The sequence below is a fragment of the Methylobacterium oryzisoli genome (assembly GCF_046557895.1).
Lineage (GTDB): Bacteria > Pseudomonadota > Alphaproteobacteria > Rhizobiales > Beijerinckiaceae > Methylobacterium > Methylobacterium oryzisoli.
Genome location: NZ_JBKIBX010000001.1, coordinates 91,927 through 112,456, shown reverse-complemented (window position 1 = coordinate 112,456; position 20,530 = coordinate 91,927). Strand labels below are relative to the sequence as shown.

At 73.8% G+C, this 20,530-nt stretch carries 21 protein-coding genes; 6 read left to right on the top strand and 15 right to left on the bottom strand.

Going from position 1 to position 20,530, the window contains the following annotated elements:
• Positions 1-362: 362 nt before the first annotated feature.
• Genes otnK through ltnD form a run of 3 tightly spaced genes read right to left on the bottom strand, consistent with a single transcriptional unit; the run spans position 363 to position 3,390 of the window.
• Positions 363-1,643 (bottom strand): 3-oxo-tetronate kinase, encoded by a 1,281-nt coding sequence (gene otnK / locus ACKUB9_RS00550; protein WP_407518611.1) that lies wholly within the window; start codon positions 1,641-1,643, stop codon positions 363-365.
• On the bottom strand, positions 1,640-2,431 hold the full coding sequence (gene otnI / locus ACKUB9_RS00545) for a 2-oxo-tetronate isomerase (RefSeq protein ID WP_407518610.1): 792 nt from the start codon (positions 2,429-2,431) through the stop codon (positions 1,640-1,642). The genes otnK and otnI overlap by 4 nt, the downstream gene beginning before the upstream one ends.
• Before the next feature lie 35 nt (positions 2,432-2,466).
• On the bottom strand, positions 2,467-3,390 hold the full coding sequence (gene ltnD, locus ACKUB9_RS00540; protein ID WP_407518609.1) for an L-threonate dehydrogenase: 924 nt from the start codon (positions 3,388-3,390) through the stop codon (positions 2,467-2,469).
• A 243-nt stretch (positions 3,391-3,633) separates the two neighbouring features.
• Between ltnD and ACKUB9_RS00535 the strand changes: the two genes are divergently transcribed.
• On the top strand, positions 3,634-4,680 hold the full coding sequence (locus ACKUB9_RS00535; protein ID WP_407518608.1) for a LacI family DNA-binding transcriptional regulator: 1,047 nt from the start codon (positions 3,634-3,636) through the stop codon (positions 4,678-4,680).
• Between the two features lie 10 nt (positions 4,681-4,690).
• On the opposite strand, the gene ACKUB9_RS00530 is transcribed toward ACKUB9_RS00535, so the two are convergent.
• The gene (locus ACKUB9_RS00530; RefSeq protein WP_407518607.1) at positions 4,691-5,149 is read right to left on the bottom strand and encodes a MaoC family dehydratase; all 459 of its coding nucleotides are present in this window, start codon (positions 5,147-5,149) and stop codon (positions 4,691-4,693) included.
• Between the two features lie 220 nt (positions 5,150-5,369).
• Here ACKUB9_RS00530 and ACKUB9_RS00525 point away from each other — a divergent pair, with 220 nt between their 5' ends.
• Both ACKUB9_RS00525 and aqpZ read left to right on the top strand, forming a co-directional pair.
• Positions 5,370-6,458 carry an inositol-3-phosphate synthase gene (locus ACKUB9_RS00525; RefSeq protein ID WP_407518606.1) on the top strand — a complete coding sequence of 363 codons (1,089 nt, stop codon included), beginning with the start codon at positions 5,370-5,372 and terminating at the stop codon, positions 6,456-6,458.
• A gap of 235 nt (positions 6,459-6,693) precedes the next feature.
• Positions 6,694-7,428, top strand: coding sequence for an aquaporin Z (gene aqpZ, locus ACKUB9_RS00520; protein WP_407518605.1), 735 nt, complete (start codon positions 6,694-6,696; stop codon positions 7,426-7,428).
• Positions 7,429-7,534: 106 nt separating this feature from the next.
• On the opposite strand, the gene ACKUB9_RS00515 is transcribed toward aqpZ, so the two are convergent.
• A complete protein-coding gene (locus ACKUB9_RS00515; protein ID WP_407518604.1) occupies positions 7,535-7,900 on the bottom strand; it encodes a hypothetical protein in 366 nt (121 codons plus the stop codon).
• A 396-nt stretch (positions 7,901-8,296) separates the two neighbouring features.
• On the opposite strand from ACKUB9_RS00515, the gene ACKUB9_RS00510 reads away from it, so the two are divergent.
• Positions 8,297-9,733, top strand: coding sequence for a pyridoxal phosphate-dependent decarboxylase family protein (locus ACKUB9_RS00510; protein ID WP_407518603.1), 1,437 nt, complete (start codon positions 8,297-8,299; stop codon positions 9,731-9,733).
• Positions 9,734-9,889: 156 nt separating this feature from the next.
• Here the strand turns inward: ACKUB9_RS00510 and ACKUB9_RS00505 are convergent, their stop codons facing one another.
• A complete protein-coding gene (locus tag ACKUB9_RS00505) occupies positions 9,890-10,312 on the bottom strand; it encodes a tellurite resistance TerB family protein (protein WP_407518602.1) in 423 nt (140 codons plus the stop codon).
• Between the two features lie 385 nt (positions 10,313-10,697).
• Between ACKUB9_RS00505 and ACKUB9_RS00500 the strand changes: the two genes are divergently transcribed.
• On the top strand, positions 10,698-11,141 hold the full coding sequence (locus ACKUB9_RS00500) for a Ros/MucR family transcriptional regulator (protein WP_407518601.1): 444 nt from the start codon (positions 10,698-10,700) through the stop codon (positions 11,139-11,141).
• Positions 11,142-11,174: 33 nt separating this feature from the next.
• Here the strand turns inward: ACKUB9_RS00500 and ACKUB9_RS00495 are convergent, their stop codons facing one another.
• The 3 genes from ACKUB9_RS00495 to ACKUB9_RS00485 are packed head-to-tail and all read right to left on the bottom strand — an operon-like array spanning position 11,175 to position 14,526.
• Positions 11,175-12,479, bottom strand: a complete 1,305-nt coding sequence (locus ACKUB9_RS00495; RefSeq protein ID WP_407518600.1) for an amidohydrolase family protein — start codon at positions 12,477-12,479, stop codon at positions 11,175-11,177.
• A gap of 29 nt (positions 12,480-12,508) precedes the next feature.
• Positions 12,509-13,453, bottom strand: a complete 945-nt coding sequence (locus ACKUB9_RS00490) for an ABC transporter permease (RefSeq protein ID WP_407518599.1) — start codon at positions 13,451-13,453, stop codon at positions 12,509-12,511.
• 2 nt (positions 13,454-13,455) lie between these two features.
• Entirely contained in the window at positions 13,456-14,526 is a 1,071-nt protein-coding gene (locus tag ACKUB9_RS00485; protein WP_407518598.1) for an ABC transporter permease, read from the bottom strand.
• Positions 14,527-14,740: 214 nt separating this feature from the next.
• On the opposite strand from ACKUB9_RS00485, the gene ACKUB9_RS00480 reads away from it, so the two are divergent.
• Complete coding sequence (locus ACKUB9_RS00480; RefSeq protein WP_407518597.1) at positions 14,741-15,727, top strand: extensin-like domain-containing protein; 987 nt, start codon at positions 14,741-14,743, stop codon at positions 15,725-15,727.
• On the opposite strand, the gene ACKUB9_RS00475 is transcribed toward ACKUB9_RS00480, so the two are convergent.
• From ACKUB9_RS00475 to ACKUB9_RS00450, 6 genes are all read right to left on the bottom strand, one after another.
• Positions 15,690-16,148, bottom strand: coding sequence for a hypothetical protein (locus ACKUB9_RS00475; RefSeq protein WP_407518596.1), 459 nt, complete (start codon positions 16,146-16,148; stop codon positions 15,690-15,692). The genes ACKUB9_RS00480 and ACKUB9_RS00475 overlap by 38 nt on opposite strands.
• 150 nt (positions 16,149-16,298) lie before the next feature.
• The gene (locus ACKUB9_RS00470; RefSeq protein ID WP_407518595.1) at positions 16,299-17,570 is read right to left on the bottom strand and encodes a glycosyltransferase; all 1,272 of its coding nucleotides are present in this window, start codon (positions 17,568-17,570) and stop codon (positions 16,299-16,301) included.
• 80 nt (positions 17,571-17,650) lie between these two features.
• Positions 17,651-18,307, bottom strand: a complete 657-nt coding sequence (locus ACKUB9_RS00465) for an NrsF family protein (protein ID WP_407518594.1) — start codon at positions 18,305-18,307, stop codon at positions 17,651-17,653.
• Positions 18,300-18,869 (bottom strand): RNA polymerase sigma factor, encoded by a 570-nt coding sequence (locus tag ACKUB9_RS00460; RefSeq protein WP_407518593.1) that lies wholly within the window; start codon positions 18,867-18,869, stop codon positions 18,300-18,302. The genes ACKUB9_RS00465 and ACKUB9_RS00460 overlap by 8 nt, the downstream gene beginning before the upstream one ends.
• Before the next feature lie 24 nt (positions 18,870-18,893).
• Complete coding sequence (locus ACKUB9_RS00455) at positions 18,894-19,589, bottom strand: NrsF family protein (RefSeq protein ID WP_407518592.1); 696 nt, start codon at positions 19,587-19,589, stop codon at positions 18,894-18,896.
• Between the two features lie 151 nt (positions 19,590-19,740).
• Positions 19,741-20,520: an enoyl-CoA hydratase/isomerase family protein gene (locus ACKUB9_RS00450; protein ID WP_407518591.1), complete on the bottom strand. Its 780-nt coding sequence runs from the start codon at positions 20,518-20,520 to the stop codon at positions 19,741-19,743.
• Between the last annotated feature and the right edge of the window lie 10 nt (positions 20,521-20,530).

Here is a 20,530-nt window from a genome sequence, read left to right as displayed (position 1 = left end):
TCTCCGCGCACGCGGCACGGCTATCCGGGGAAAAACCCTCGACAAGGATGGCGCGGGAACCCCTCTCCCGAGCGGGAGAGGGGTAGGGGTGAGGGTCCAGGTGGTGCCGCAGTGAAACACGGAGCGTGGTGAGGGGAGCGGAAGGGTTCAGGACCGGCCATCAGCCTCAGTGCTGGCAGCGGCAGCGTCCCGCCTTCTTGCTGCACCCTCCCGGGACCCTCACCCCTGCCCCTCTCCCGCACGGGAGAGGGGTTCCCCGCGCCATCGATTTTCCCCGGACAGCCATGCGCGTGCGGGGAGAGGAGACCCCGTGCCCTGCCGGCATACTGGGTGTTTCCGACCGGCTGGGCGGCCCGATCGGCTCAGGGCATCAGCGCGAGCGCGTCCGCGAAGAAGGCGGGACCGCCGAAATTGCCCGACTTGAGGGCGAGCCGCATGTCGCCCGCGACGGTGGCGAGCACCGGCACGCCGGGCGCGATCTCGGGGCCGACCCGGAAGGCCGTGAGGCGAAGCGCGTCCACCACCGCGCCCGAGGTCTCGCCGCCCGCCACGACCAGGCGGCGCACGCCGCGCGCGACCAAGCCCGCCGCGATGCCGGCGAGCGCCGCCTCGACGGCGTGGCCGGCCGCGTCGCGGCCGTGCCGGGCCTGGAGGGCCGCCACCGCCTCGGGACTCTGGCTCGACGCGATCAGCACCGGGCCGGCCCCGATCCGCTCCGCCGCCCAGGCCAGCGCCTCCTCGGCCTCCTGCGGCCCGGCGAGCAGCCGCTCGGGATCGAGGCGGCGCACCGGCATGACGGCCTCGGCCGCCGCCACCTGCCCGAGGGTCGCCTGCGAGCAGCTGCCGGCGAGGCAGGCCGCCGGCCCGCCGACCGGTTCGCCGAGCGCGGTGCCGGCCGATGCCGCCCGGACCCGGCCGCTCGCCACCAGCGCCTGCGCGAGGCCGAGCCCGAGGCCCGAGGCCCCGGTCGAGACCGGATCGCCCAGGATGACTTCTCCCAGCACCGCGAGGTCTGGATCGAACACCGCGTCGGCGATCGCCGCGCCCTTGCCCTCACTCGCCAGCGCGTCGAGGCGCGCCCGCACCGCCCGCGCGCCGCGTGCCACGGTGGCGAGGTCCACGAGCCCGACCCCGGCCCGGCTCTGGCGCGCCAGCACCCGCACGAGGTTCGAATCCCGCATCGGGTTGAGGGGATGGTCCTTGAGCGGGCTCTCGTGCAGCGGCACCGCGCCGACGAAGAGGTGGCCCTGGTAGACGGTACGTCCGGTCTCCGGGAAGGCCGGCGTCACGAGCGCGATCGCCGCACCCGCATCCGCCCGCAGAGCGTCGGTGACCGGGCCGATATTGCCCGCGTCGGTCGAATCGAAGGTCGAGCAGACCTTGAACATCACGTGGCCGGCGCCGCGGGCGCGCAGCCAGTTCTCCGCCTCGCGGGAGCGCGCCACCGCCTGCTCGGCCGGGATCGACCGGCTCTTGAGCGAGACCACCACGGCGTCGATGTCGGGCAGGTCCAGGCCCTCGCCCGGCACGCCGATGGTCTGGACCGTGCGCAGGCCCGCCTTGGTGAGGGTGTTCGCGAGGTCGGAGGCGCCGGTGTAGTCGTCGGCGATGCATCCGAGGGCCAGTCTCGTCGCGAGGGTCATGCGCGGCCTCCCTGCGCGGCCCGGTAGGGGGAGAACCAGCCGAGGCCCGCCGTCGTGCCGGCCCGGGGATTGTACTCGCAGCCGACGAAGCCGTCGTAGCCGAGCCGGTCGAGTTCGGCGAACAGGAAGGCGTCGTTCATCTCGCCGCTGCCGGGCTCGTGGCGCTCGGGCACGCTCGCGGTCTGGACGTGGCCGATGATCGGCATCAGCGCGCGCAGCCGCATGGTCACGTCCCCGTGCAGGATCTGGCAATGGTAGAGGTCGAACTGCAGCTTGAGGTTCGGCAGGGCCAGCTCCCGGATCAGCTCCGCGGCGTACCCGAAGTCGTTGAGGAAGTAGCCCGGCATGTTGCGGCCGTTGATCGGCTCCAGCACCACGTCGAGCCCCTCGCGGGCGAGGCGCTCCGCCGTCCAGGCGACGGCGCGGCGGAAGGCGTCGCGGGCGGCAGGATCGGCCCGGTCGGCCATGCCGGCCATCAGGTGCAGGCGCTTCACGCCGGTCGCGGCCGCGTAGGCGAGCCCCCGCTCGACGCCCGCCTTCAGCTCCTCGAAGCGGTCCGGCAGGGCCGCCATGCCGCGCTCGCCCGCCGCCCAGTCGCCGGGAGGCAGGTTGAACAGGGCCTGCGTCAGGCCGTGGCGGCGCAAGGCTTCGCCGATCGCCTCGGGCGGGTGCTCGTAGGGAAACAGGAACTCCACCGCCGTGAACCCGGCCTCCGCGGCGGCCGCGAAGCGGTCGAGGAAGGGGTGCTCGGTGAACATCAGCGTGAGGTTGGCGGCGAAGCGCGGCATGGTCTCCTCCCGGTGTCTCGTTCGGATGGCGCTCCCTACGGGAGCGGCGTGCCGGTCACCTGCGCGTAGAGGCGGGCCACGGAGGAATCGTCGTCCCGCCCCATCCCGGCCGCGGAGGCCATCAGGAACATCTGCAGCGCCGCGGCGGCCACCGGCACCGGGAAGGTCTGCGCCCGGGCCATGTCCTGCACGATGCCGAGGTCCTTCACGAAGATGTCGACGGCGCTGCGGGCCGCGTAATCGCCCGTGAGCACCCGCGTCATGCGGTTCTCGAACATCCACGAATTGCCGGCCGAGGCGGTGATCACCTCGTAGACGCGCTTGAGGTCGAGGCCCTGGCGGGCCGCGAAGGCCATCGCCTCGCTCGCCGCCGCGATGTGCACGCCCGCCAGCAGCTGGTTGATCATCTTGAAGGCGGCGCCCTGGCCGGGCGCGTCGCCGAGCTCGTAGAGGGTGGCCGCCATCGCGTCGAGGGCCGGCCGCGCCCGCGCGAAGGCCGCCTCGCTCCCGGAGGCCAGGATGGTGAGCGCCCCCTCGGCGGCGCGCTGCGCGCCCCCGCTGATCGGCGCGTCGAGATAATGGCGGCCCGTGCCCTCCAGGCGCGCGGCGAGGCGGCGGGCCACCGCCGGGTCCATGGTGGCGCAGGAGACGAACACCGCGCCCTCGGGCATGGCGGCGGCGACCCCGCCCTCGCCGAAGAGCACCGCCTCGGTCTGGGCGGCGTTCACCACCACGCAGACCACGATCGCGGCGCCGGCCGCGGCCTCGGCGGGGCTTGCCGCCCCCTGCCCGCCCTCGGCCGTGAAGCGCGCCACCCCGGCCGGATCGACGTCGTAGCCGACCACCGGCAGCCCGGCCCGGTGCAGCGACAGGGCCATGCCGCACCCCATCGAACCGAGGCCGATGACGGCGGCCCGAACGGACGTGTCGCTCGCGGCTGTGCTCACGGCTGCGCTCATGGCGGCGTCTCCCTCCCGAATGCCGCGCCGTCGTTGAGCGCGGCGCGGGAGCAATCTGACACGACGGCGGCCGATGACCAGCCATCCGAACCGGCAAGCCGGAACGCACCTGGGTAACAAGGATTGGCAGCGCTGCCAATCGGTTCGTCGGGCCGCGCGTTGAGCCTCGGCGGGAGTCATGACATCGTGCCGCCCGCCGTGGTGCCGGGGCGCTCAAGCCCCGGACGGCCGCCGGGGGGACGCATGGAGGATCACGAGGGGCGGCAGCGCCCCGCCGCGCCGCTGCCGGTTCGCGACGCCGTGCCCCGCCGGCCCGTGACCCTGGCGGACGTGGCCCGCGAGGCGCGGGTGGGCGAGAGCACGGTCTCGCGGGTGCTGCGCAGCCACGGCTCGTTCTCGGCCCGCACCCGCGCGCAGGTGGAGGCGGCGGTGGCGCGCCTCGGCTACGTGCCGAACCGCATCGCCGGCACGCTCGCCTCGACGGGCTCGCGCCTGATCGGCATCGTCATCCCGTCGCTCACGAACATCGTCTTCCCGGACCTGCTGCGCGGCGCCACCGCGGCCCTCGACGCCGAGGGCTTCCAGTCGGTCATCGCGGTCACCGACTACGACCAGGACCGGGAGGAGGCCCTGGTCGCCTCGCTGCTGAGCTGGCGCCCGGCCGGGCTGATCATCACCGGGCTGGAGCACAATCCCGGCACCGTGCGGCGGCTGATGGCGAGCGGCGTGCGCGTGGCCGAACTGCTCGACATCGACGGGCGGGGCCTCGACATCGTGGTCGGCTACTCCAACCGGGCCGCCGGGGAGGCGAGCGCCCGCCACCTGATCGGCCGCGGCTACCAGCGCATCGCCTATCTGGGCCACGACCTCACCCGGGACCGCCGGGCGGCCAAGCGCTACGACGGCTTTCGCGCGGCCCTGGCGGAGGCGGGCCTCGGGCTGGCGGGCGAGGAGCGCATCGCCGCCCCCTCCTCGGTGGAGGCCGGACGCACCGGGCTCGCGTCCCTGCTCGCGCGCACGCCCGAGGTCGACGCGGTCTATTTCTCCAACGACGACATGGCGCTCGGCGGCTACTTCCACTGCCTCGCCGCGGGCCTCGCCGTGCCGGACCGCCTCGCCCTGTTCGGCTACAACGGGCTCGACGTGGGCCGGCTGATGCCCCAGCCGCTTGCCACCATCCGCACCCCGCGCGTCGAGGCCGGCGCCACCGCGGCGCGGCTCCTCAGCGGCGACGCCCCCGCCACCGTGGTCGATCTCGGCTTCGAGCTGATCGCCGGGGCGACGGCGTGACGACCCGCCCTCACCAATGGTGCAGCACCACCGCGTCGGCGAGGCAGGCCGGGCGCTCCTGGCCGTCGATCTCGATCGTCACCGCGTAGGTGACGCGCAGGCCCCGCGGCGGCACCGGGACGGCGGCGGCGAGGCGCACGCGGCCGCGCAGGCGCGCGCCGACGATGACGGGGGCGGGAAACCGCACCCGGTCGAGCCCGTAATTGAGGCTCAGCCGCAGGCCTTCCAGCCGGCGCACCCCGGCGATGAAGCGGGGCACCAGCGAGAGCGTGAGGTAGCCGTGCGCCACCGTGGCGCCGTAGGGCGAGTCCCGCGCCGCCCGCTCGGGATCGACGTGGATCCACTGGTGGTCGCCGGTGGCCTCCGCGAAGCGGTCGATCATCGTCTGGTCGACGGTGATCCACTCGCCGACGCCGATCTCCTGTCCGAGCGCCGCGCCGAGCGCCTCGGGTCCGTCGAATGCCTGCATCCCGCTCCTCCCGGCGGGACCATACCGTCCCGCCCGCCCGAACGCGATGGGCGGCCGGGGCGGATCCGGGCCGTCGCCGGCGCGATCACCCTGGGGGGATGATACTCCGGGAGAGTGTTCTACTTTCCCGGTCGGCGCCGGACGCGAGACCGGCTCCGCCCTGGTCTCCCGGCTCCGGCGCGTCGCCGCCGGGTCGCCTCGCCCGCAAGGAGTTCGTGCGTTGGGACAGAGGAAGCTGCGGGTCGCGATCGCCGGCGTCGGGAACTGTGCCTCATCCTTCGTGCAGGGGCTGCACTACTACCGCGGGGCACTAGCCGGCGAGACGGTACCGGGCCTGATGAACGTGGTGCTCGGCGGCTATCACGTGGCGGATATCGCCGTGGTGGCGGCCTTCGACATCGCCGCTCCCAAGGTCGGGCGCGACCTCGCCGAGGCGATCGGGGCCGCCCCCAACAACACAGCGACCTTCGCCGAGGTGCCGCCGACCGGGGTCACGGTCCGGCGCGGGCCGACCCTCGACGGGCTCGGGCGCTACCTGCGCGACGTGGTGGCGGAATCGTCCGAGCCGGCCGTCGACGTCGCCGCCGCCCTGACGGATGCGCGGGCCGACGTCCTCGTCTCCTACCTGCCGGTGGGGTCGCAGGCGGCCACCGAGCACTATGCCGAGGCGGCGCTCGCGGCGGGCTGCGCCTTCGTGAACTGCATCCCGGTCTTCATCGCCTCCCACCCGGAGTGGCGGGCGCGCTTCGCGGCCCGGGGCCTGCCCTTGATCGGCGACGACATCAAGAGCCAGGTCGGCGCCACCATCGTGCACCGGGCGCTCGCCAACCTCTTCCGCGAGCGCGGGGTGCGGCTCGACCGCACCTACCAGCTCAACTTCGGCGGCAATGCCGACTTCCGCAACATGCTGGAGCGCGAGCGGCTGGAATCGAAAAAAATCTCCAAGACCCAGGCGGTCACCAGCCAGCTCGACGCCGCGCTGGCGCCCGGCGACATCCATGTCGGCCCGAGCGACTACGTGCCGTGGCTGAGCGACCGCAAATGGGCGCATATCCGGCTGGAGGGCACGGCCTTCGGGGGCGTGCCGCTCAACCTGGAGCTGAAGCTGGAGGTCTGGGACTCGCCGAACTCGGCCGGGATCGTCATCGACGCGGTGCGCTGCGCGGGGCTCGCCCGCGACCGCGGCCTCGGCGGCGCGCTGATCGGCCCGTCGAGCTGGTTCATGAAGTCGCCGCCGCAGCAATTCACCGACGAGGAGGCGCGGCTGCGCACGCTGCGCTTCGTCGCCGGGGAGGCGGAGGCGGTCTGACCCTGGACCATCGCGCCGGCCGCAGCCGCTACGCCCGTAGCCGCTACGGCCACCGGCCACGATCGCGTTTGCGCGATCAGTCGAGATCTCCACCTTTCGTGCCCTTGCCATAAGGTCGGCTCGGGGTATTCTGCCGCTCGGACACGACTGGTCGATCCGACCATCGTCCCACCAATCAACAAATGTCAACTTCGTCGGCTTGGCTCTCGATCAATATCGATTTGGGGAGCGGGTCATGTTGTTTCGCAAATGCGTGGCCGAGGCGATCGGCACCTTCTGGCTGACCTTCGCAGGCTGCGGCAGCGCGGTGATCGCGGCAGGCTTCCCGGAGGTGGGGATCGGGCTGCTCGGCGTCTCCTTCGCGTTCGGGCTGACCGTGCTGACGATGGCCTACGCCATCGGGCACGTCTCGGGCTGCCACCTCAACCCGGCGGTGACGGTGGGGCTCGCGGCGGGCGGGCGCTTCCCGTCGCGGGACATCGGCCCCTATATCGGGGCGCAGGTCGTGGGCGCGGTGGTGGCCGCCGCCCTCCTCTACGCCATCGCCAGCGGCTCGCCGTCCTTCGACCTCGCCAAGGGCTTCGCGGCCAACGGCTACGGGGAGCACTCGCCCGGCAAGTACACCCTGGTCTCGGGCTTCCTGGCCGAGATCGTGCTGACCATGATGTTCCTGTTCGTCATCATGGGGGCGACGCACGGGCGTGCTCCGGCGGGGTTCGCGCCGCTGGCCATCGGGCTGTGCCTGACGCTGATCCACCTCGTCGGCATCCCGATCACCAACACCTCGGTCAACCCGGCGCGCAGCACCGGCCCGGCCCTGTTCGTGGGCGGCTGGGCGCTGGCGCAGCTGTGGCTGTTCTGGGTCGCGCCGCTCATCGGCGGCGTGCTCGGCGGCGTGCTCTACCGCTGGCTCAGCGAAGAACCTTCCGCGCAGGTCACCGGCGTCGCCCCGACCGCCCGCGCCACCTAGAGCATTGTCCGACGAAGTGGATCCCGGTTCGTCGCAGACAATGCGGCAAAGCAAAGACTGAGAGCGGCGCCCATCGCAATGCGATCGGGCGCCGCTCTCGCGGGGGTCACTTCAGCCAGTAGACCGACAGGAAGACCAGTGCGGCGAGCCCGATGAAGGCCACGAAGCCCCACAGCGCCTTGTTCTGGCGGTGGTGGGCGTAGCTCGCGCGCCGGTCGCCGGCCGCGAAGCGGTCCTGCCCCTCCGTCTGGCGGGCGAGGTTGATCCGCTCGGGCGAGGGCGGCCGGCCGGCGGCCTCGTCGTCGGTGCCCAGCGGCGAGAGGCCGGGGTCGTAGACCTCGGCCTTGTCGCCCGTGCGCCCGCTGTCGATGTCGGCCTTGAGCTGCGCCGTGGTGGAGGCGCGGGATTGCGGCGGCGGGTCGATCGGCTCGATCGTGCGGGTGGGGGGAAGGTCGGCGTGCGACTCGGCCATGCTCCGCCTCCTGCGGGGTGATGCGAGGCGACAACCGTGCGGGGCCGGCCGCGTTCCGAGAATTGCCCTGCGCCGCGGCGCCCTGCCGGGCCTCCTGGTCCCGGGATCCCGTACCGGGCCATGACGGCCCGCTCCCGCCCCGACCTCGTGGTCGCGGGCCTCCGCGGCGTCGACGCGCTCGGCGACGTGGCGACGGCCCGGGCCGCGGACGGCTCGGCGCTGCCTCGGCAAGACCCTGCGGGCGCGCCGCGTCGCCGGGCAGACGCCCGCCCCGTTCCGCTTCCACGCGCGCGGCAACCTCGCGGGCGGCGCCTGAGCCGGGTCGCCCGGCGGGCCGGGTCTGCTACAAGGGCGGCCGAGGGGATCGGGCAAGGGGATCAGGGCAGAGGATCGCGGATGGACGAGGACGATCTGCGCCGCTGGGCGCACCGGGCGGCCGACTGGTCGGCGGATTACCTCGCGGGCGTCGGCGACCGGCCGGTGCGGGCACAGGTCGCCCCCGGCGAGATTTTTCGGCAGCTGCCGGCCGCGCCGCCCGAGACGGGCGAGCCGATGGAGGCGATCTTCGCCGACCTCGACCGCCTGATCCTGCCGGGCATGACGCATTGGCAGCACCCGCGCTTCTTCGCCTATTTCCCAGCCAATGCGAGCCCGCCCTCGCTGGTGGCCGAGTTCGTCACCGCGGCGATGGCGGCGCAGTGCATGCTCTGGCAGACCTCGCCGGCCGCCACCGAGCTGGAGAGCCGCGTCACCGACTGGCTGCGGGCGATGATCGGCCTGCCCGCGGGTTTCTCGGGGGTGATCCAGGATTCGGCCTCCGGCGCCACGCTCGCGGCGCTGCTCACCGCCCGCGAGCGGGCGCTCGGCCACGCGGGCAACCGCGAGGGCCTCGCCGGACAGGCGCCGGTGCGGGTCTACGCCTCGGCGCAGGTGCATTCCTCGGTCGACAAGGCGGTGCGGATCGCCGGGATCGGCGACGCCAACCTCGTGCGCATCCCCGTCATGGGCCCGCTCTTCGGCATGGATCCCGACGCGCTGGAGGCGGCGATCGTCGCCGACCGGGCGGCGGGCCTCCGGCCGGCCGCCATCGTGGCCTGCCTCGGCGGCACCAGCATCGGCGCCTGCGATCCGATCGACGCCGTGGCGCGGGTGGCCCGCCGCCACGATCTCTTCCTGCACGTGGACGCGGCCTGGGCCGGCAGCGCCATGATCTGCCCGGAGTTCCGCGACCTGATGCGGGGGGCCGAACAGGCGGACAGCCTCGTGTTCAACCCGCACAAGTGGCTGTTCACCCATTTCGACTGCTCGGCGCATTTCGTGCGCGACCCCGCCGCGCTCACCGACACGCTGGGCCTGCGCCCGCCCTTCCTGCGCACCCTCGGGCACGAGGGCGTGACCGATTACAGCGAGTGGTCGGTGCCCCTCGGGCGGCGCTTCCGCGCCCTCAAGCTGTGGTTCGTCATCCGCTCCTACGGCGTCGCGGCCCTGCAGGAGATGATCCGCCGCCACGTCGCCTGGGCGCGGGACCTTTCGGAGCGCGTGGCGGCCCATCCCGACTTCGAGCTCGTCACCGGGCCGATCCTGTCGCTCCTCACCTTCCGGTACGCGCCGGCGGGGGCGGGCGACCTCGACGCCCTCAACGAGCGGCTGCTGACGCGGATCAACGACGACGGCCGCACCTACCTGACCCAGACCCGCCACGACGGCCGCTTCGTCATCCGCTTCCAGATCGGCCAGACCGCGACGACGCGGGAGGACGTGCTGGCGGCGTGGCAGGCGGTGCAGGACATCGCCGCGGCGCTCCCGCGCGAGGCGGCGGGCGACGCCCGCTGAGGGTCATGCACCGAGGCGGGCCTCCGTTCGGTGCATGCTGCGGATGTCACTCGAGGATGTCCGCGGGCCGCCCGGGTCGCATGCCGCGTCAGCGGCATGCGACCCGGGAAGCGGGGTGCCTGTGAGGCGACGCGATCGGCCGGAACCGGATGGTGCTCAGCGATCCAGCACGGAGCGGTCGTTCTTGGCCACCAAGGTGCGGAAATAGGGCGTCAGGTCGTTCTCCGTCAGGCCGAAGGCCTGGGCGAACTGCATGATCAGCTGCTGCTCCTGCGGCTCGGCCTCGCCGTCCGCCATCGCGCTGTCGATCATGTTCAGGATGATGCAGAGGCGCTGCTCCGGCCGCAGGGTGGGCGCCGCGGCGGCCAGGAACTCGGGCGGGCGCGTGGCGCGGGCGTAGCGCAGAACCGCGTCCAGCTGCTGGCGCGTGGTGTTGCGGCCCAGCACCGACATGAGATGCCCGACTTCCTCGGGGTCCACCTCGCCATCGGACGCCATGCAGTAGATCAGCGACACCGCCAGACAGTTGCGCGGCGTCAGATCAAGGGATACTTGCGACTTGAACATGTTGAACATCATCGGGTCTCCCTGCGCGGAGCGTCGCGTGCTGTCCGACGCAGGTCGGCTTATAGGGGCGCGCTGTCGCTCTGTCGATTGACTCGCGGTCAGATCGGCGCGTGCATTTATTTTCATCTTTCGGGATGATTCGCCGACCGAATACGTAAAGGCCGGCCCCGATGGCCGATGCGCGCGTGTCCGCCCTCTCCCGGCGAGCCGGTCCCGTGCTGCCGGGCGCCGCAGAAAAACACCTTTCCGGTTTCTTCAATGCAAGACGCAAGAGCCGCCACGCCTTAACCGATGCCGTAGGAAAAGACTTAGACGTTAGAACGACTTTTCCGATCACGCTCGTCGCGCTACTTGGAGACTCTTCACACCCGTCGAAACAGTCCCAGGTTCCGCACGTATGACCGAGCCCAGCCGTAGCCACACCGAAATTCTCGATCTCACCGTCGGCATCGTCTCGGCCTTCGCCAGCCACAACACCCTGCAACCCGAGGACCTGACCAAGCTGATCAGCGACGTCTTCAGCGCCATGCGCGACGCCGGCCGTGAGAAGACCGCACGCGTACAGCCGGTCACCAAGGCGAGTGCATCCGAAATTCGCCGCTCGATCACCCGCGAGGCCCTCATCAGCTTCGAGGACGGCAAGCCCTGCAAGACCCTGCGCCGGCACCTGACCCAGAAGGGGCTGACGCCCGCCACCTACCGGGCCAAGTGGGGGCTCCCGCCCGACTACCCGATGACCTCGCCGGCCTATTCGGAGCAGCGCTCGCAGCTCGCCCGCAGCCTCGGCCTGGGCCAGCAGCGCCGCCGCCGCAAGCCGGATGGGGCTTCCGACGAGACCTGAGCCGGCGGCGGCGATCCGGGGCGATGCCCGGGATCACGCTCCGGGCGGTCGCGCCGTCGGCGCGTAGGCGGCGGGATCGATCCGGGCCGGGCGCCCCGGCAGGGCGAGGGCGGTCGTGCGGGGCGCCGTGCGGGCGATCACCCGGCCGCGGCGCACCACGTGCAGGCGGGCCGCGCGCAGCCGGATCGCCTCGATCGGGTCGCGCGCCTGCAGCACCACGAGGTCGCCGTGGGCGCCGACCCGCAGGCCGTACCCGGACAGGCCCATCACGGCGGCGGCCTCCGTGGTCACGGCCTCGAAGCAGGCCCGCATACCCGCCCGCCCGGTCATCTGCGCCACGTGCAGGCCCATATGCGCGACGTCGAGCATGTCGGCGGCGCCGAGGCTGTACCATGGGTCCATGCAGCAATCCTGCCCGAAGGCGACCGTGAGTCCGGCCGCCCGCAGCTCCGGCACCCGGGTGAGGCCGCGGCGCTTGGGGTAGGTGTCGTGCCGGCCCTGGAGCACGATGTTGATGAGCGGGTTGGACACCACCTGCAGCCGCGCCTCCGCCATCAGGGCGGTGAGCTTCGAGACGTAGTAATTGTCCATGGAGTGCATGGAGGTGAGGTGCGAGCCCGCCACCCGCCCCTGGAGCCCGAGCCGCACGGTCTCGGCGGCGAGTGTTTCGACGTGGCGCGAGAGCGGGTCATCGGTCTCGTCGCAATGCATGTCGACCCGCAGGCCCCGCGCGGCGGCGATCTCGCACAGGCGGCGCACCGACTCCGCGCCCTCCGGCATGGTGCGCTCGAAATGCGGGATGCCGCCCACTACCTCCACGCCGCGGTCGAGGGCCCGCTCCAGGTTCGCCGCGGCCGTGGGCGCGCGGAGATAGCCGTCCTGCGGGAAGGCGACGAGCTGCAGGTCGAGGTAGGGGGCGACCCGCGCCTTGACGTCGAGGAGCGCGTCCACGGCGAGCAGCCGGTCGTCGCAGACGTCGACGTGGCTGCGCACCGCGAGCAGGCCCTGCGCCACCGCGAGGTCGCAATAGGCGAGCGCCCGCTCGATCACCGCCTCGGCCGTCAGGAGCGGCTTCAGCTCGCCCCAGAGCGCGATGCCCTCCAGCAGCGTGCCGGATTCGTTGAGCCGCGGGCGCCCGAGGGAGAGCGTCGCGTCCATGTGGAAGTGGCAATCGACGAAGGGCGGCGCGACGAGGTGCCCGCCCGCGTCGATCTCCTCGCGCGCGGTCGCCGGGATCCGGGGTTCGAGCCCGACGATGCGCCCGCCCGCCACCGCGATGTCCTGGCCGGTGCGGCCGTCCGGCAGGGTGGCGTCGCGGACGATGAGATCGATGTCCATGGGGAGCGCCCTCGTGATCGCCGCGCGCCTCAGCGCTCGCCGCGGATGTAGGGAACCATCAGGGCCTTGGGCGCCCGGGCGTTGCGGGCGCCGACGAGCAGGGCCGCGATCGACAGGAGGTAGGGCAGCATCAGGAAGACCTGCCCCGGGACCACGCCGCCCGCGACCTGCTGCAGCCGGACCTGAAAGGCGTCGAAGGCGCCGAACAGCACCGCGCCGAGCAGCGCCTTGCCGGGCCGCCAGCCGGCGAAGACGGTGAGCGCGATGCAGATCCAGCCGCGCCCGGCCACCATCTCGAAGAAGAAGGCGTTGAAGGCCGAGAGGGTCAGGAAGGCGCCTCCCACCGCCATCAGGGCGGAGCCGGCCACCACCGCGCCGATCCGCAGGCGGTGCACGTCGATGCCCTGCGCCTCCACGGCGGCCGGGTTCTCGCCCACCGCCCGCACGGCGAGCCCCAGCGGCGTGCGGGCGAGGAACCACGCGAGGAGCGCGATCACGCCGAGCGCCAGCAGGGTGAGGGCGGTCTGGCGAAACAGCACGGGGCCGAGCACCGGCAGGTCCGACAGGAACGGCAGGTCGAGGGGCGCGAAGGGCACGATCCGCGGCGGGTCGGCGGCGGCCGGGAGCGCGAGGCGGTAGCCGAAATAGGACGCGCTGGTCGCCAGCAGCGTGACGGCGAGTCCGCTCACGTGCTGCGACAGGCCGAGCGTCACGGTGAGGCCGGCGACGAGCAGGCCGAGCAGCGCCCCGGTCGCGGCCGCGACCAGCACCCCGCCCCACAGGCCGGCCCCGAGATGCACCGCGAGCCAGCCCGTCATGGCGCCCGCCGTCATGATGCCCTCGATGCCGAGGTTGAGCACGCCCGCGCGCTCGCACAGCACCGCCCCCGCCACCCCGAAGATCAGCGGCGTGGCGATGCGCAGGGCCGCGGCCCAGAACGAGACCGTGAGGAGGATGTCGAGGGCCGTCTGCATGGTCAGGCGCTCCCGGCCCGCGGCGCGAGGCGCACCCGGTAGCGGGTGAGGATCCCCGCCACCAGCACGGCGATCAGCGCCATCGCGACGATCAGGTTGGCGATGTAGCTCGACACGGTGACGGCCCGGCTCATCGAATCCGCACCCACGAACACCGCGGCGACGAAGAACGCCGCCGCGACGGTGCCGAGCGGCGAGAGCCCCGCCAGCATCGCCACCACGATGCCCGCGTAGCCGTAGCCCGGGGAGAGATCGGCGGCGAGAAAACCCTTCACCCCCGCGACCTCGCCCGCCCCCGCGAGCCCGGCGAGCGCCCCCGAGAGCGCGCCCACGCCGACGAGCGTGCCGGCGACCGGCAGCCCCGCGAAGCGCGCCGCGGCCGGCGCCGCCCCCACGGCCCGGATGGCGTAGCCGGCCACCGTGCGCGACAGGAGCACGTGCAGGCCGAGCGCGCAGGCGAGCGCGCCGAGGAGACCGGCATGGAGCCGGGTGCGCTCGACGAGCTTGGGCAGCTGGGCGGCGTCGATCAGCGGCTCGGATTGCGGCCAGCCGAGGCTCATCGGGTCCTTCATCGGCCCCTCGATCATCATCTGCACGAGGAGGAGCACCACGAAGTTGAGGAGGAGCGTGGTGACGACCTCGTCCGCTCCGAGCAGGACCCGCGCCAGGGTCGGCCCGAGCATCAGGGCCGCTCCCGCGAGCGCCCCGACGCCGAGCACCAGCGGGATCATCAGGGCGGGCGGGCCGTCGACGGCCCCCGCGCCCACGGCGATCGCCGCCAGCGCCCCGACGTAGAGCTGCCCCTCCGCCCCGATGTTGTAGAGGCGCGCCCGGAACGCCACGGCGGCGGCAAGGCCGGTGAGGATGAGCGGGGTGGCGCGCGTCAGCACCTCGGCCAGCGCGAAGCGGGAGCCGAACGCGCCCTCCAGCATGGTCGCGTAGGCCCGCCCGATCGGCGCGCCCGCGAGCGCGAGCGGGATCGCCGCCAGCGCCAGCGCGGCGAGCGCCGCCGCGACCGGCACCGCGAGGGCGAGGTGGCGCGGCGTCTCGGTGCGCGGCTGCAGGCGGATCACGATGCGCTCTCTCCCGGCGGCTCAGGTTCCGCGCGAGCATAGCCGCAACACCCGCGATGTCAGACCCCCGATGCGGGGCGCAGGCGCGGTCGGCCACCGGCCCGTCGGGGGTTTCGCGCTCCGACATCGCCTCCGGATGCGGCCCGCGATGGGGCAGGCGCAGCCCACCCACGGTTGACCGATCGTTTACGGCATCGTGCGCAATCTCGGCATCATGCGTCGTGGCTTCGTTGCGTTCTCAGCCTTCACGCTCTTCGGCCTGGGGCTTACCGGATGCGCGCTCAAGACTTTTGAGCAGCGCGAACCCTGGCGCACGCAGGCGGAGCAGACCTGCCTCGCCCGCGGCCTCGTCAAGGCCGGCGAGGACATGGTGCCGATGAAGGAGATCGACGGCCCGGGCGTGTGCGGGATGGTGCAGCCCTTCCGGGTCACGCGGCTCGCGGGCGGCACCGTGGCGCTCAAGCAGCGCATGACGCTCGCCTGCCCGATCATCCCGGAGGTGGAGGCGTGGCTGCACGGCACGGTGCAGCCGGCGGCCAACCTCTATTTCGGGCAGCCCGTGGTCGAGATGAACTCGGGCTCCTACGCCTGCCGCGGCCGCAACAACCAAGTCGGCGCCAAGCTCTCGGAGCATTCCTTCGGCAACGCGGTCGACGTGATGTCCTTCCGCTTCGCGGACGGCACCGTCGTCACAGTGAAGGGCGGCTGGCGCGGCACGGAGGCCGAGCAGGCCTTCCTGCGCGAGGTCTTCCTCGGCGCCTGCAATCACTTCACCACCGTGCTGGCGCCGGGCTCGGACGCCTTCCACTACGACCACCTGCACCTCGATCTGGCGCGTCACGACCCGCGCGGCCTGCGCCGGATCTGCAAGCCGCTGATCAAGTTCCAGCCGCAGTTGCCGTCCCCCGGCACGGCCGCCTCGCCGATCCGCCGCAAGCCGCCCGCGTGGCAGCCCGCGCCCGACCCGGCGCCGATCGACGTGGAGGAGGACGATCCCTACGGCGTGACGCCGATGAGCTCGCGCCACGCGCCGAGCCCGAGCCGCGTCGCCCGCACGCCGGTGCCCGCCGCGCCGCCCGCGGCAGCCTACGCGCCCCGCCCCGCGCCGCCGCGCTACGCGACGGCCCCGGACGAGGGGCCGGAGACGACGGCGCCGCTGCCCCTCACCAGTCCCGCATGGTCGTCCGGACCGATCTACTGACGGCCGTCCCGCCGAGATCCGCCACCACGGCCTTGCGCTCCGCCTCGCCCTCGGCGAGGCGGTGGACGTGCATCTCGGTGGCGCCCTGCGCGCGGGCGCGGCGCAGCCAACCGCCGAGCCTCTCGCGCGGGCTGTCGCCCACCGCCGCCACGTCGAGGAGTTCCGCCGTGCCGCCGCCGTCCCGGCGCACCGCGATCACCACCGCCGTCCCGATCTCGGCCGCATCCGCGTCGAGGTCGTGGATGCCCACCACGTAGCGCCGCCCCGAATGCCCGCGCCACGCGCTCAGCGGCAGCGCCGGGGTGCCCCGCAGGTTCATCGTCGCCCTGAGCCGTTCCTCGCGCACGCCCGACCTCCTCGACCGATCGTTCTCGATGTCCCGCATCGCCGCCGACCAGGACAATGCCCGCTTGTTCGCCATATGTTCTCTTTAGCTGAGCAGGGCGGGATGGGTCAAGGGTGGAGGGAGCCAGACTCACCCTTATCGGTGCGGCCGGTGCGAGACAGCGTAAGTGGAGGGCGGGGAACCCCTCTCCCGCACGGGAGAGGGGTTCCCCGCCCTCCAAATACCTCACCGCCAGCCGGCCCCGCTCACCGCGTCGATGACCGCCAGGGTCTCGGCGAGGGGATCGTGGCGGGCGAAGTCGGCCGCGAGGGTTTGGGCGCGGGCGCGGAAGCGCGGTTCGTCGAGGAGCGCGTCGAGGCTGCGGCGGATGTCGGCGGGCGGCGGGGCGTTGGTCGCGAGGTTGAGCCCCGCCCCCGACCACGCGACCCGGGTGCCGATCTCGGCCTTGTCCTCGGTGAGCCCGGCCGAGAGGATCGGCACGCCCGCCTGCAGCGCGGCCTGCACGGTGCCGTAGCCGCCGTTGGTGACCAGCGCCGAGAGCCGGGGCATCAGGTCGGCGAAGGGCAGGAAGGCCGCCAAGCGGGCATTCGCCGGGATCGGCCCGCGCACCGCGTCGAGGGGGCGTCCCCCCGTCGTGGCCACGACCAGCACGTCCTCGCGGGGGCCGAGCGCCGCCAGGGTCGGCGTGACGAGTTCGTCGAAATCCGCGTTGGCGAGGGTCCCCTGCGTGACGAGGACGATCCGGCGCCCGCCGTCGAGGTCGCCCCACCAGTCGGGACGCGGGCCCGCGTGCGCGGGCGGGGGCAGCGCGCCGACGAAATGGATCGTCGGCGGCAGGGGCGCGAAATCGTACTCGAACGCGGGCGTGGTGAACTGCACCAGGGCGTCCGGCAGGGTGAGGATGGACTGGGGCAGCGAGGCCGGAAGGACCGGCGCCCCGGCCTGCGCCAGCACCGCGTCCGTGTAGGCGCGCACCGGCTGCGTGAAGGCGGCCTCGACCTGGGCGCGGATCGCCGCGTAGCGCGCCCGCTCGTCGGCGTCGTGGGCCGGCGGCAGGCCCGGCCCGACCGGCGCGCCGTCCGGCCGGTCGAGAAACAGGAAGCTCACGTTGCAGGTCACGACCGGGGGCCTTGGATCGGACCCGAGCAGCAGCGGCAAGACACCCAGCACGAGACTGCCCGCCACGAGCACGTCCGGGCGCTCCCGCGCGATCAGCCCGCGCAGCCACGCCGCTTGGCCCGGCAGGCCGTCGATGAAGCGGCGCTCGAACTCGCGCCGGTAGCGCTCGGGGCCGGCCGGCAGCGCCGTCGCGCGGTACTCGGCGGCGTGGTCGTCCTCGTAGGGCAGGCAGCGCAGGCCCTCGGCCTCGACCCGGGCGCGGAAGCCGGAGGCCGTGGTGACGGCCACGTCGTCGCCCCGCGCCTGCGCCGCGCGGGCGACCGCGAGGAGCGGGTTGAGGTGGCCGGTGAGCGGTGTCGCCGCGACGAGGAGCTTCATCATCGTCTCCCGCAAGGCTGGTGGTGGGAACCGTATCCCCTCTGCCACGACTCTTCGCAGGTGCGGTAGCGGCGGTTACCTCACGGGCGGGCGCGGTCGAGGAGGCGCCCGCCCGCCAGCGCGTTGAGGCCGATCACCACCACGACCACCACCGCGTGGATCGCGAGGTCGGTGCCGGTGGCGTCGTGGGGATGGACCGGCACGAGGAGCGTCGCCGCCGCGGCCGCGACCGCGAGCCCGGCGAGGGCCGCCGTCAGGATCGGGCGCAGCGGGCAGGCCCGGCGCAGCATCGCGCCGAGCGCCACCGAGAGCGGCAGCGAAAAGCCGATCAGGATGGCGGCGCAGCCGCGCATGTCGGCCCCCTCCGCCAGCGTGGTGCCGGGAGCGAGCCACGCCCGCAGGCAGCCGACGCCGCTCGCCCCGATCCAGAGGGCGGCGGGGGCGAGCGGCAGCAGCGCCCAGCGGGGAGAGCGCCCCGGCACGCTGGTCTCGAAGGCCGCGACCGCGGCGGCCCAGGCGGTCAGCGCCGAGCCGATGACCGCGAGCCGCAGGTCCGGCACCTCCATCCGGGCGCGCAACGCGGCGAGATCGGCGAAGGGCAGGGCGAGGAATCCGATGGCGAGCACGGCGGCGCACCAGACGAGGCCGCGCAGCGCCGGCGACGGCAGCGGGCGCACCGGCGTGAGGCGCGCGGCGAGCACCTCGACCAGGGCGTCGTGTGAGGCGGCGTCAGACATGACCCTCTTCCCTATCGCCCCTCAGGGCGGCGCGCAGCGTCTTGAGCGCCCGGTGCAGGTTGACCTTGAGCGCGCCCTTGGTGCGGCCGGTCTCGGCCGCGGCCTCCTCCAGGGACTGCTCGCGCAGCGAGAGCAGTTCCACCGCCTGCCGCTGGCCCTCCGGCAGGGACGCCACCGCGCGGGCGAGGCGCGCCGCGCTCTGCCGCCGCTCGACGCTCTCTCCGGGGCGGGGACCGGCATCGATCTCGGCCTCGTAGGCGAGCGGGTCGTGGACCTCCCGCGGCCGGCGCCCGGCGCGGCGCATCAGGTCGATGGCGCGGCGCTGCGCGATGGCGCGCAGCCAGGGCAGGAAGGCGCGGTCCGGGTCGTAGGTGGCGCGCGCCCGGTGGACGGTGAGCAGGGTCTCCTGCACCACGTCGTCCACGGCGTCGCCCCGCACGCCCTGCGCGCGGGCGGTGGCGGCGATGACCGGCACGCAGGCGCCGAGCAGCGCCCGGTAGGCGGTGGCGTCCCCGCCCTGCGCCGCCGTCATGGCGGAGGAGAGTCTGGCTTCGAGGTCCATGCGCGGGTTCCGGCGGCCTCGGACTCAGGATAACCCGCCGCGGCCCGGCGCGGGAGCCGGTTCGAGCGGCTCGCCCGCGCGCGGGGCGACGAGAATTTTTCGACCGCAGAGCGCGCCGCCGCCCGCGATGGCGCCCAGGACCGCCGCGTGCAGGGCGAGGTCGCCGGGGCTCGGCAGGTGGGGATGGAAGAAGGCGAGCAGCGTCTCGGCGCTCGCTGCCGCGCCGAGCCCGACGAGGCCTCCGGTCAGGCGTGGGCGCAGCGGGTGGCCGCGGCGCACCCCCTCGGCGAGGACGAGGGCGACCGGCAGCGCGACGCCCGCCACGAACAGGGCGCAGCCGGCCGCCTCCGCGAGGCTCCCCCCGCTCCCGCCGCCGCGCAGCACCGCCGCGGTGCCGGCCCCCAGCCAGAGACCGAGCGGCGGCAGCGGCAGCCAGCCCCAGTGCGGGCTGCGGTCCGGCAGGCCGGTCAGCACGGCGGCGAGCCCGGCGGCGGCGGCGGTGAGCGCGGCGGCGGCGAGCATCAGGCCGATCTCCGGCATCGCGGCCATGCGGCGGGCGAGCCCGGCGAGATCGGCCACGGCGGCGAGCCCGGTGCCGAGCGCCAGCACGACCGCCCCCCAGACGGCGACGCGCCGCCCCGGCGGTTCGAGCCGGCGCATCGGTTCGAGACGCCGCGCCAGCGCCTCGATGGTCGTGCCGTGCCGGGTCTCGTGCGCCACGGGGGCCGCGCTCCTCGCGAAGGATCCTGACACCCGTTCGTGCGGCGAGGGCCGGCGGTTACGGCGCCGACCTGCCGGGCGGGACGATTGTCGGGCGGGACGATTGTCGGGCGGGACGATTGTCGGGCGGACTTGGCACCCGCATCCGCCCTCACGTTCCCCGGAAGGAGGCCGCCCGCTTCTCCAGGAAGGCCGCGACGCCCTCGCGAAAATCGGCCGTTCGGGTGGAGGCGAGGAAGGCCGCGCGCTCGGCCTCCAGCTGATCGGCGAGGGAGGTGCCCGCGCCCTCGTCGATCAGGCGCTTGTAGCGGCCGTAGGCCAGGGTCGGCCCGGCGGCGATGCGGCGGATGACGGCGTCGCTCCGCGCGTCGAGTTCGTCCGCGGGCACGACCTCGGTCACGAGGCCGGCCTCCCGGGCCGCCGCGGCGTCGAGGTCGCGGCCGAGCAGCATCAGCGCGAAGGCGCGCTCGCGCCCGACCCGGCGGGGCAGGAACCACGTCGCCCCGCAATCGGGCGTGGTGCCGAGCCGGTCGTAGGCGAGGAGGAAGCGGGCGCGGTCGCTCGCCAGCACGAGGTCGGCGCCGAGCACGAGACTCAGGCCCGCGCCGGCCGCCGCGCCCTGCACCACGGCGACCACCGGCGCCGGGCAGGCGCGCAGCGCCAGGATCGCCGGGTGGAGCGCGTCGAGGAGCGCGTTCACGACCCGCTCGGGATCGGGGCCGAAGCTCGCCACGTCCCCGCCCGCCACGAAGGCGCGCCCCGCCCCTCGCAGCACGATGCAGCGCAGGCCCTCCCGCGCCACGAGGCGCTCCACCGCCGCCCGGAAGGCGATTGCGGTGGGCACGTCGAGGGCGTTGAGCACCTCCGGCCGGTTGAAGGTGACGACCGCGATGCCGGTCTCCTCCTCGAAGCTGTCGATGACGGGCTGCATGCCGGCTCCT

What these genes read in the sequence shown, in the direction of transcription:
- ACKUB9_RS00495 (WP_407518600.1), bottom strand. Translation starts at nt 12,479, where the DNA reads ATGGACATCGATCTCATCGTCCGCGACGCCACCCTGCCGGACGGCCGC.
- ACKUB9_RS00490 (WP_407518599.1), bottom strand. Translation starts at nt 13,453, where the DNA reads ATGCAGACGGCCCTCGACATCCTCCTCACGGTCTCGTTCTGGGCCGCG.
- ACKUB9_RS00500 (WP_407518601.1), top strand. Translation starts at nt 10,698, where the DNA reads ATGACCGAGCCCAGCCGTAGCCACACCGAAATTCTCGATCTCACCGTC.
- otnK (WP_407518611.1), bottom strand. Translation starts at nt 1,643, where the DNA reads ATGACCCTCGCGACGAGACTGGCCCTCGGATGCATCGCCGACGACTAC.
- ACKUB9_RS00505 (WP_407518602.1), bottom strand. Translation starts at nt 10,312, where the DNA reads ATGATGTTCAACATGTTCAAGTCGCAAGTATCCCTTGATCTGACGCCG.
- otnI (WP_407518610.1), bottom strand. Translation starts at nt 2,431, where the DNA reads ATGCCGCGCTTCGCCGCCAACCTCACGCTGATGTTCACCGAGCACCCC.
- ACKUB9_RS00510 (WP_407518603.1), top strand. Translation starts at nt 8,297, where the DNA reads ATGGACGAGGACGATCTGCGCCGCTGGGCGCACCGGGCGGCCGACTGG.
- aqpZ (WP_407518605.1), top strand. Translation starts at nt 6,694, where the DNA reads ATGTTGTTTCGCAAATGCGTGGCCGAGGCGATCGGCACCTTCTGGCTG.
- ACKUB9_RS00465 (WP_407518594.1), bottom strand. Translation starts at nt 18,307, where the DNA reads ATGTCTGACGCCGCCTCACACGACGCCCTGGTCGAGGTGCTCGCCGCG.
- ACKUB9_RS00530 (WP_407518607.1), bottom strand. Translation starts at nt 5,149, where the DNA reads ATGCAGGCATTCGACGGACCCGAGGCGCTCGGCGCGGCGCTCGGACAG.
- ACKUB9_RS00515 (WP_407518604.1), bottom strand. Translation starts at nt 7,900, where the DNA reads ATGGCCGAGTCGCACGCCGACCTTCCCCCCACCCGCACGATCGAGCCG.
- ACKUB9_RS00475 (WP_407518596.1), bottom strand. Translation starts at nt 16,148, where the DNA reads ATGGCGAACAAGCGGGCATTGTCCTGGTCGGCGGCGATGCGGGACATC.
- ACKUB9_RS00480 (WP_407518597.1), top strand. Translation starts at nt 14,741, where the DNA reads ATGCGTCGTGGCTTCGTTGCGTTCTCAGCCTTCACGCTCTTCGGCCTG.
- ACKUB9_RS00460 (WP_407518593.1), bottom strand. Translation starts at nt 18,869, where the DNA reads ATGGACCTCGAAGCCAGACTCTCCTCCGCCATGACGGCGGCGCAGGGC.
- ltnD (WP_407518609.1), bottom strand. Translation starts at nt 3,390, where the DNA reads ATGAGCGCAGCCGTGAGCACAGCCGCGAGCGACACGTCCGTTCGGGCC.
- ACKUB9_RS00535 (WP_407518608.1), top strand. Translation starts at nt 3,634, where the DNA reads ATGGAGGATCACGAGGGGCGGCAGCGCCCCGCCGCGCCGCTGCCGGTT.
- ACKUB9_RS00450 (WP_407518591.1), bottom strand. Translation starts at nt 20,520, where the DNA reads ATGCAGCCCGTCATCGACAGCTTCGAGGAGGAGACCGGCATCGCGGTC.
- ACKUB9_RS00470 (WP_407518595.1), bottom strand. Translation starts at nt 17,570, where the DNA reads ATGAAGCTCCTCGTCGCGGCGACACCGCTCACCGGCCACCTCAACCCG.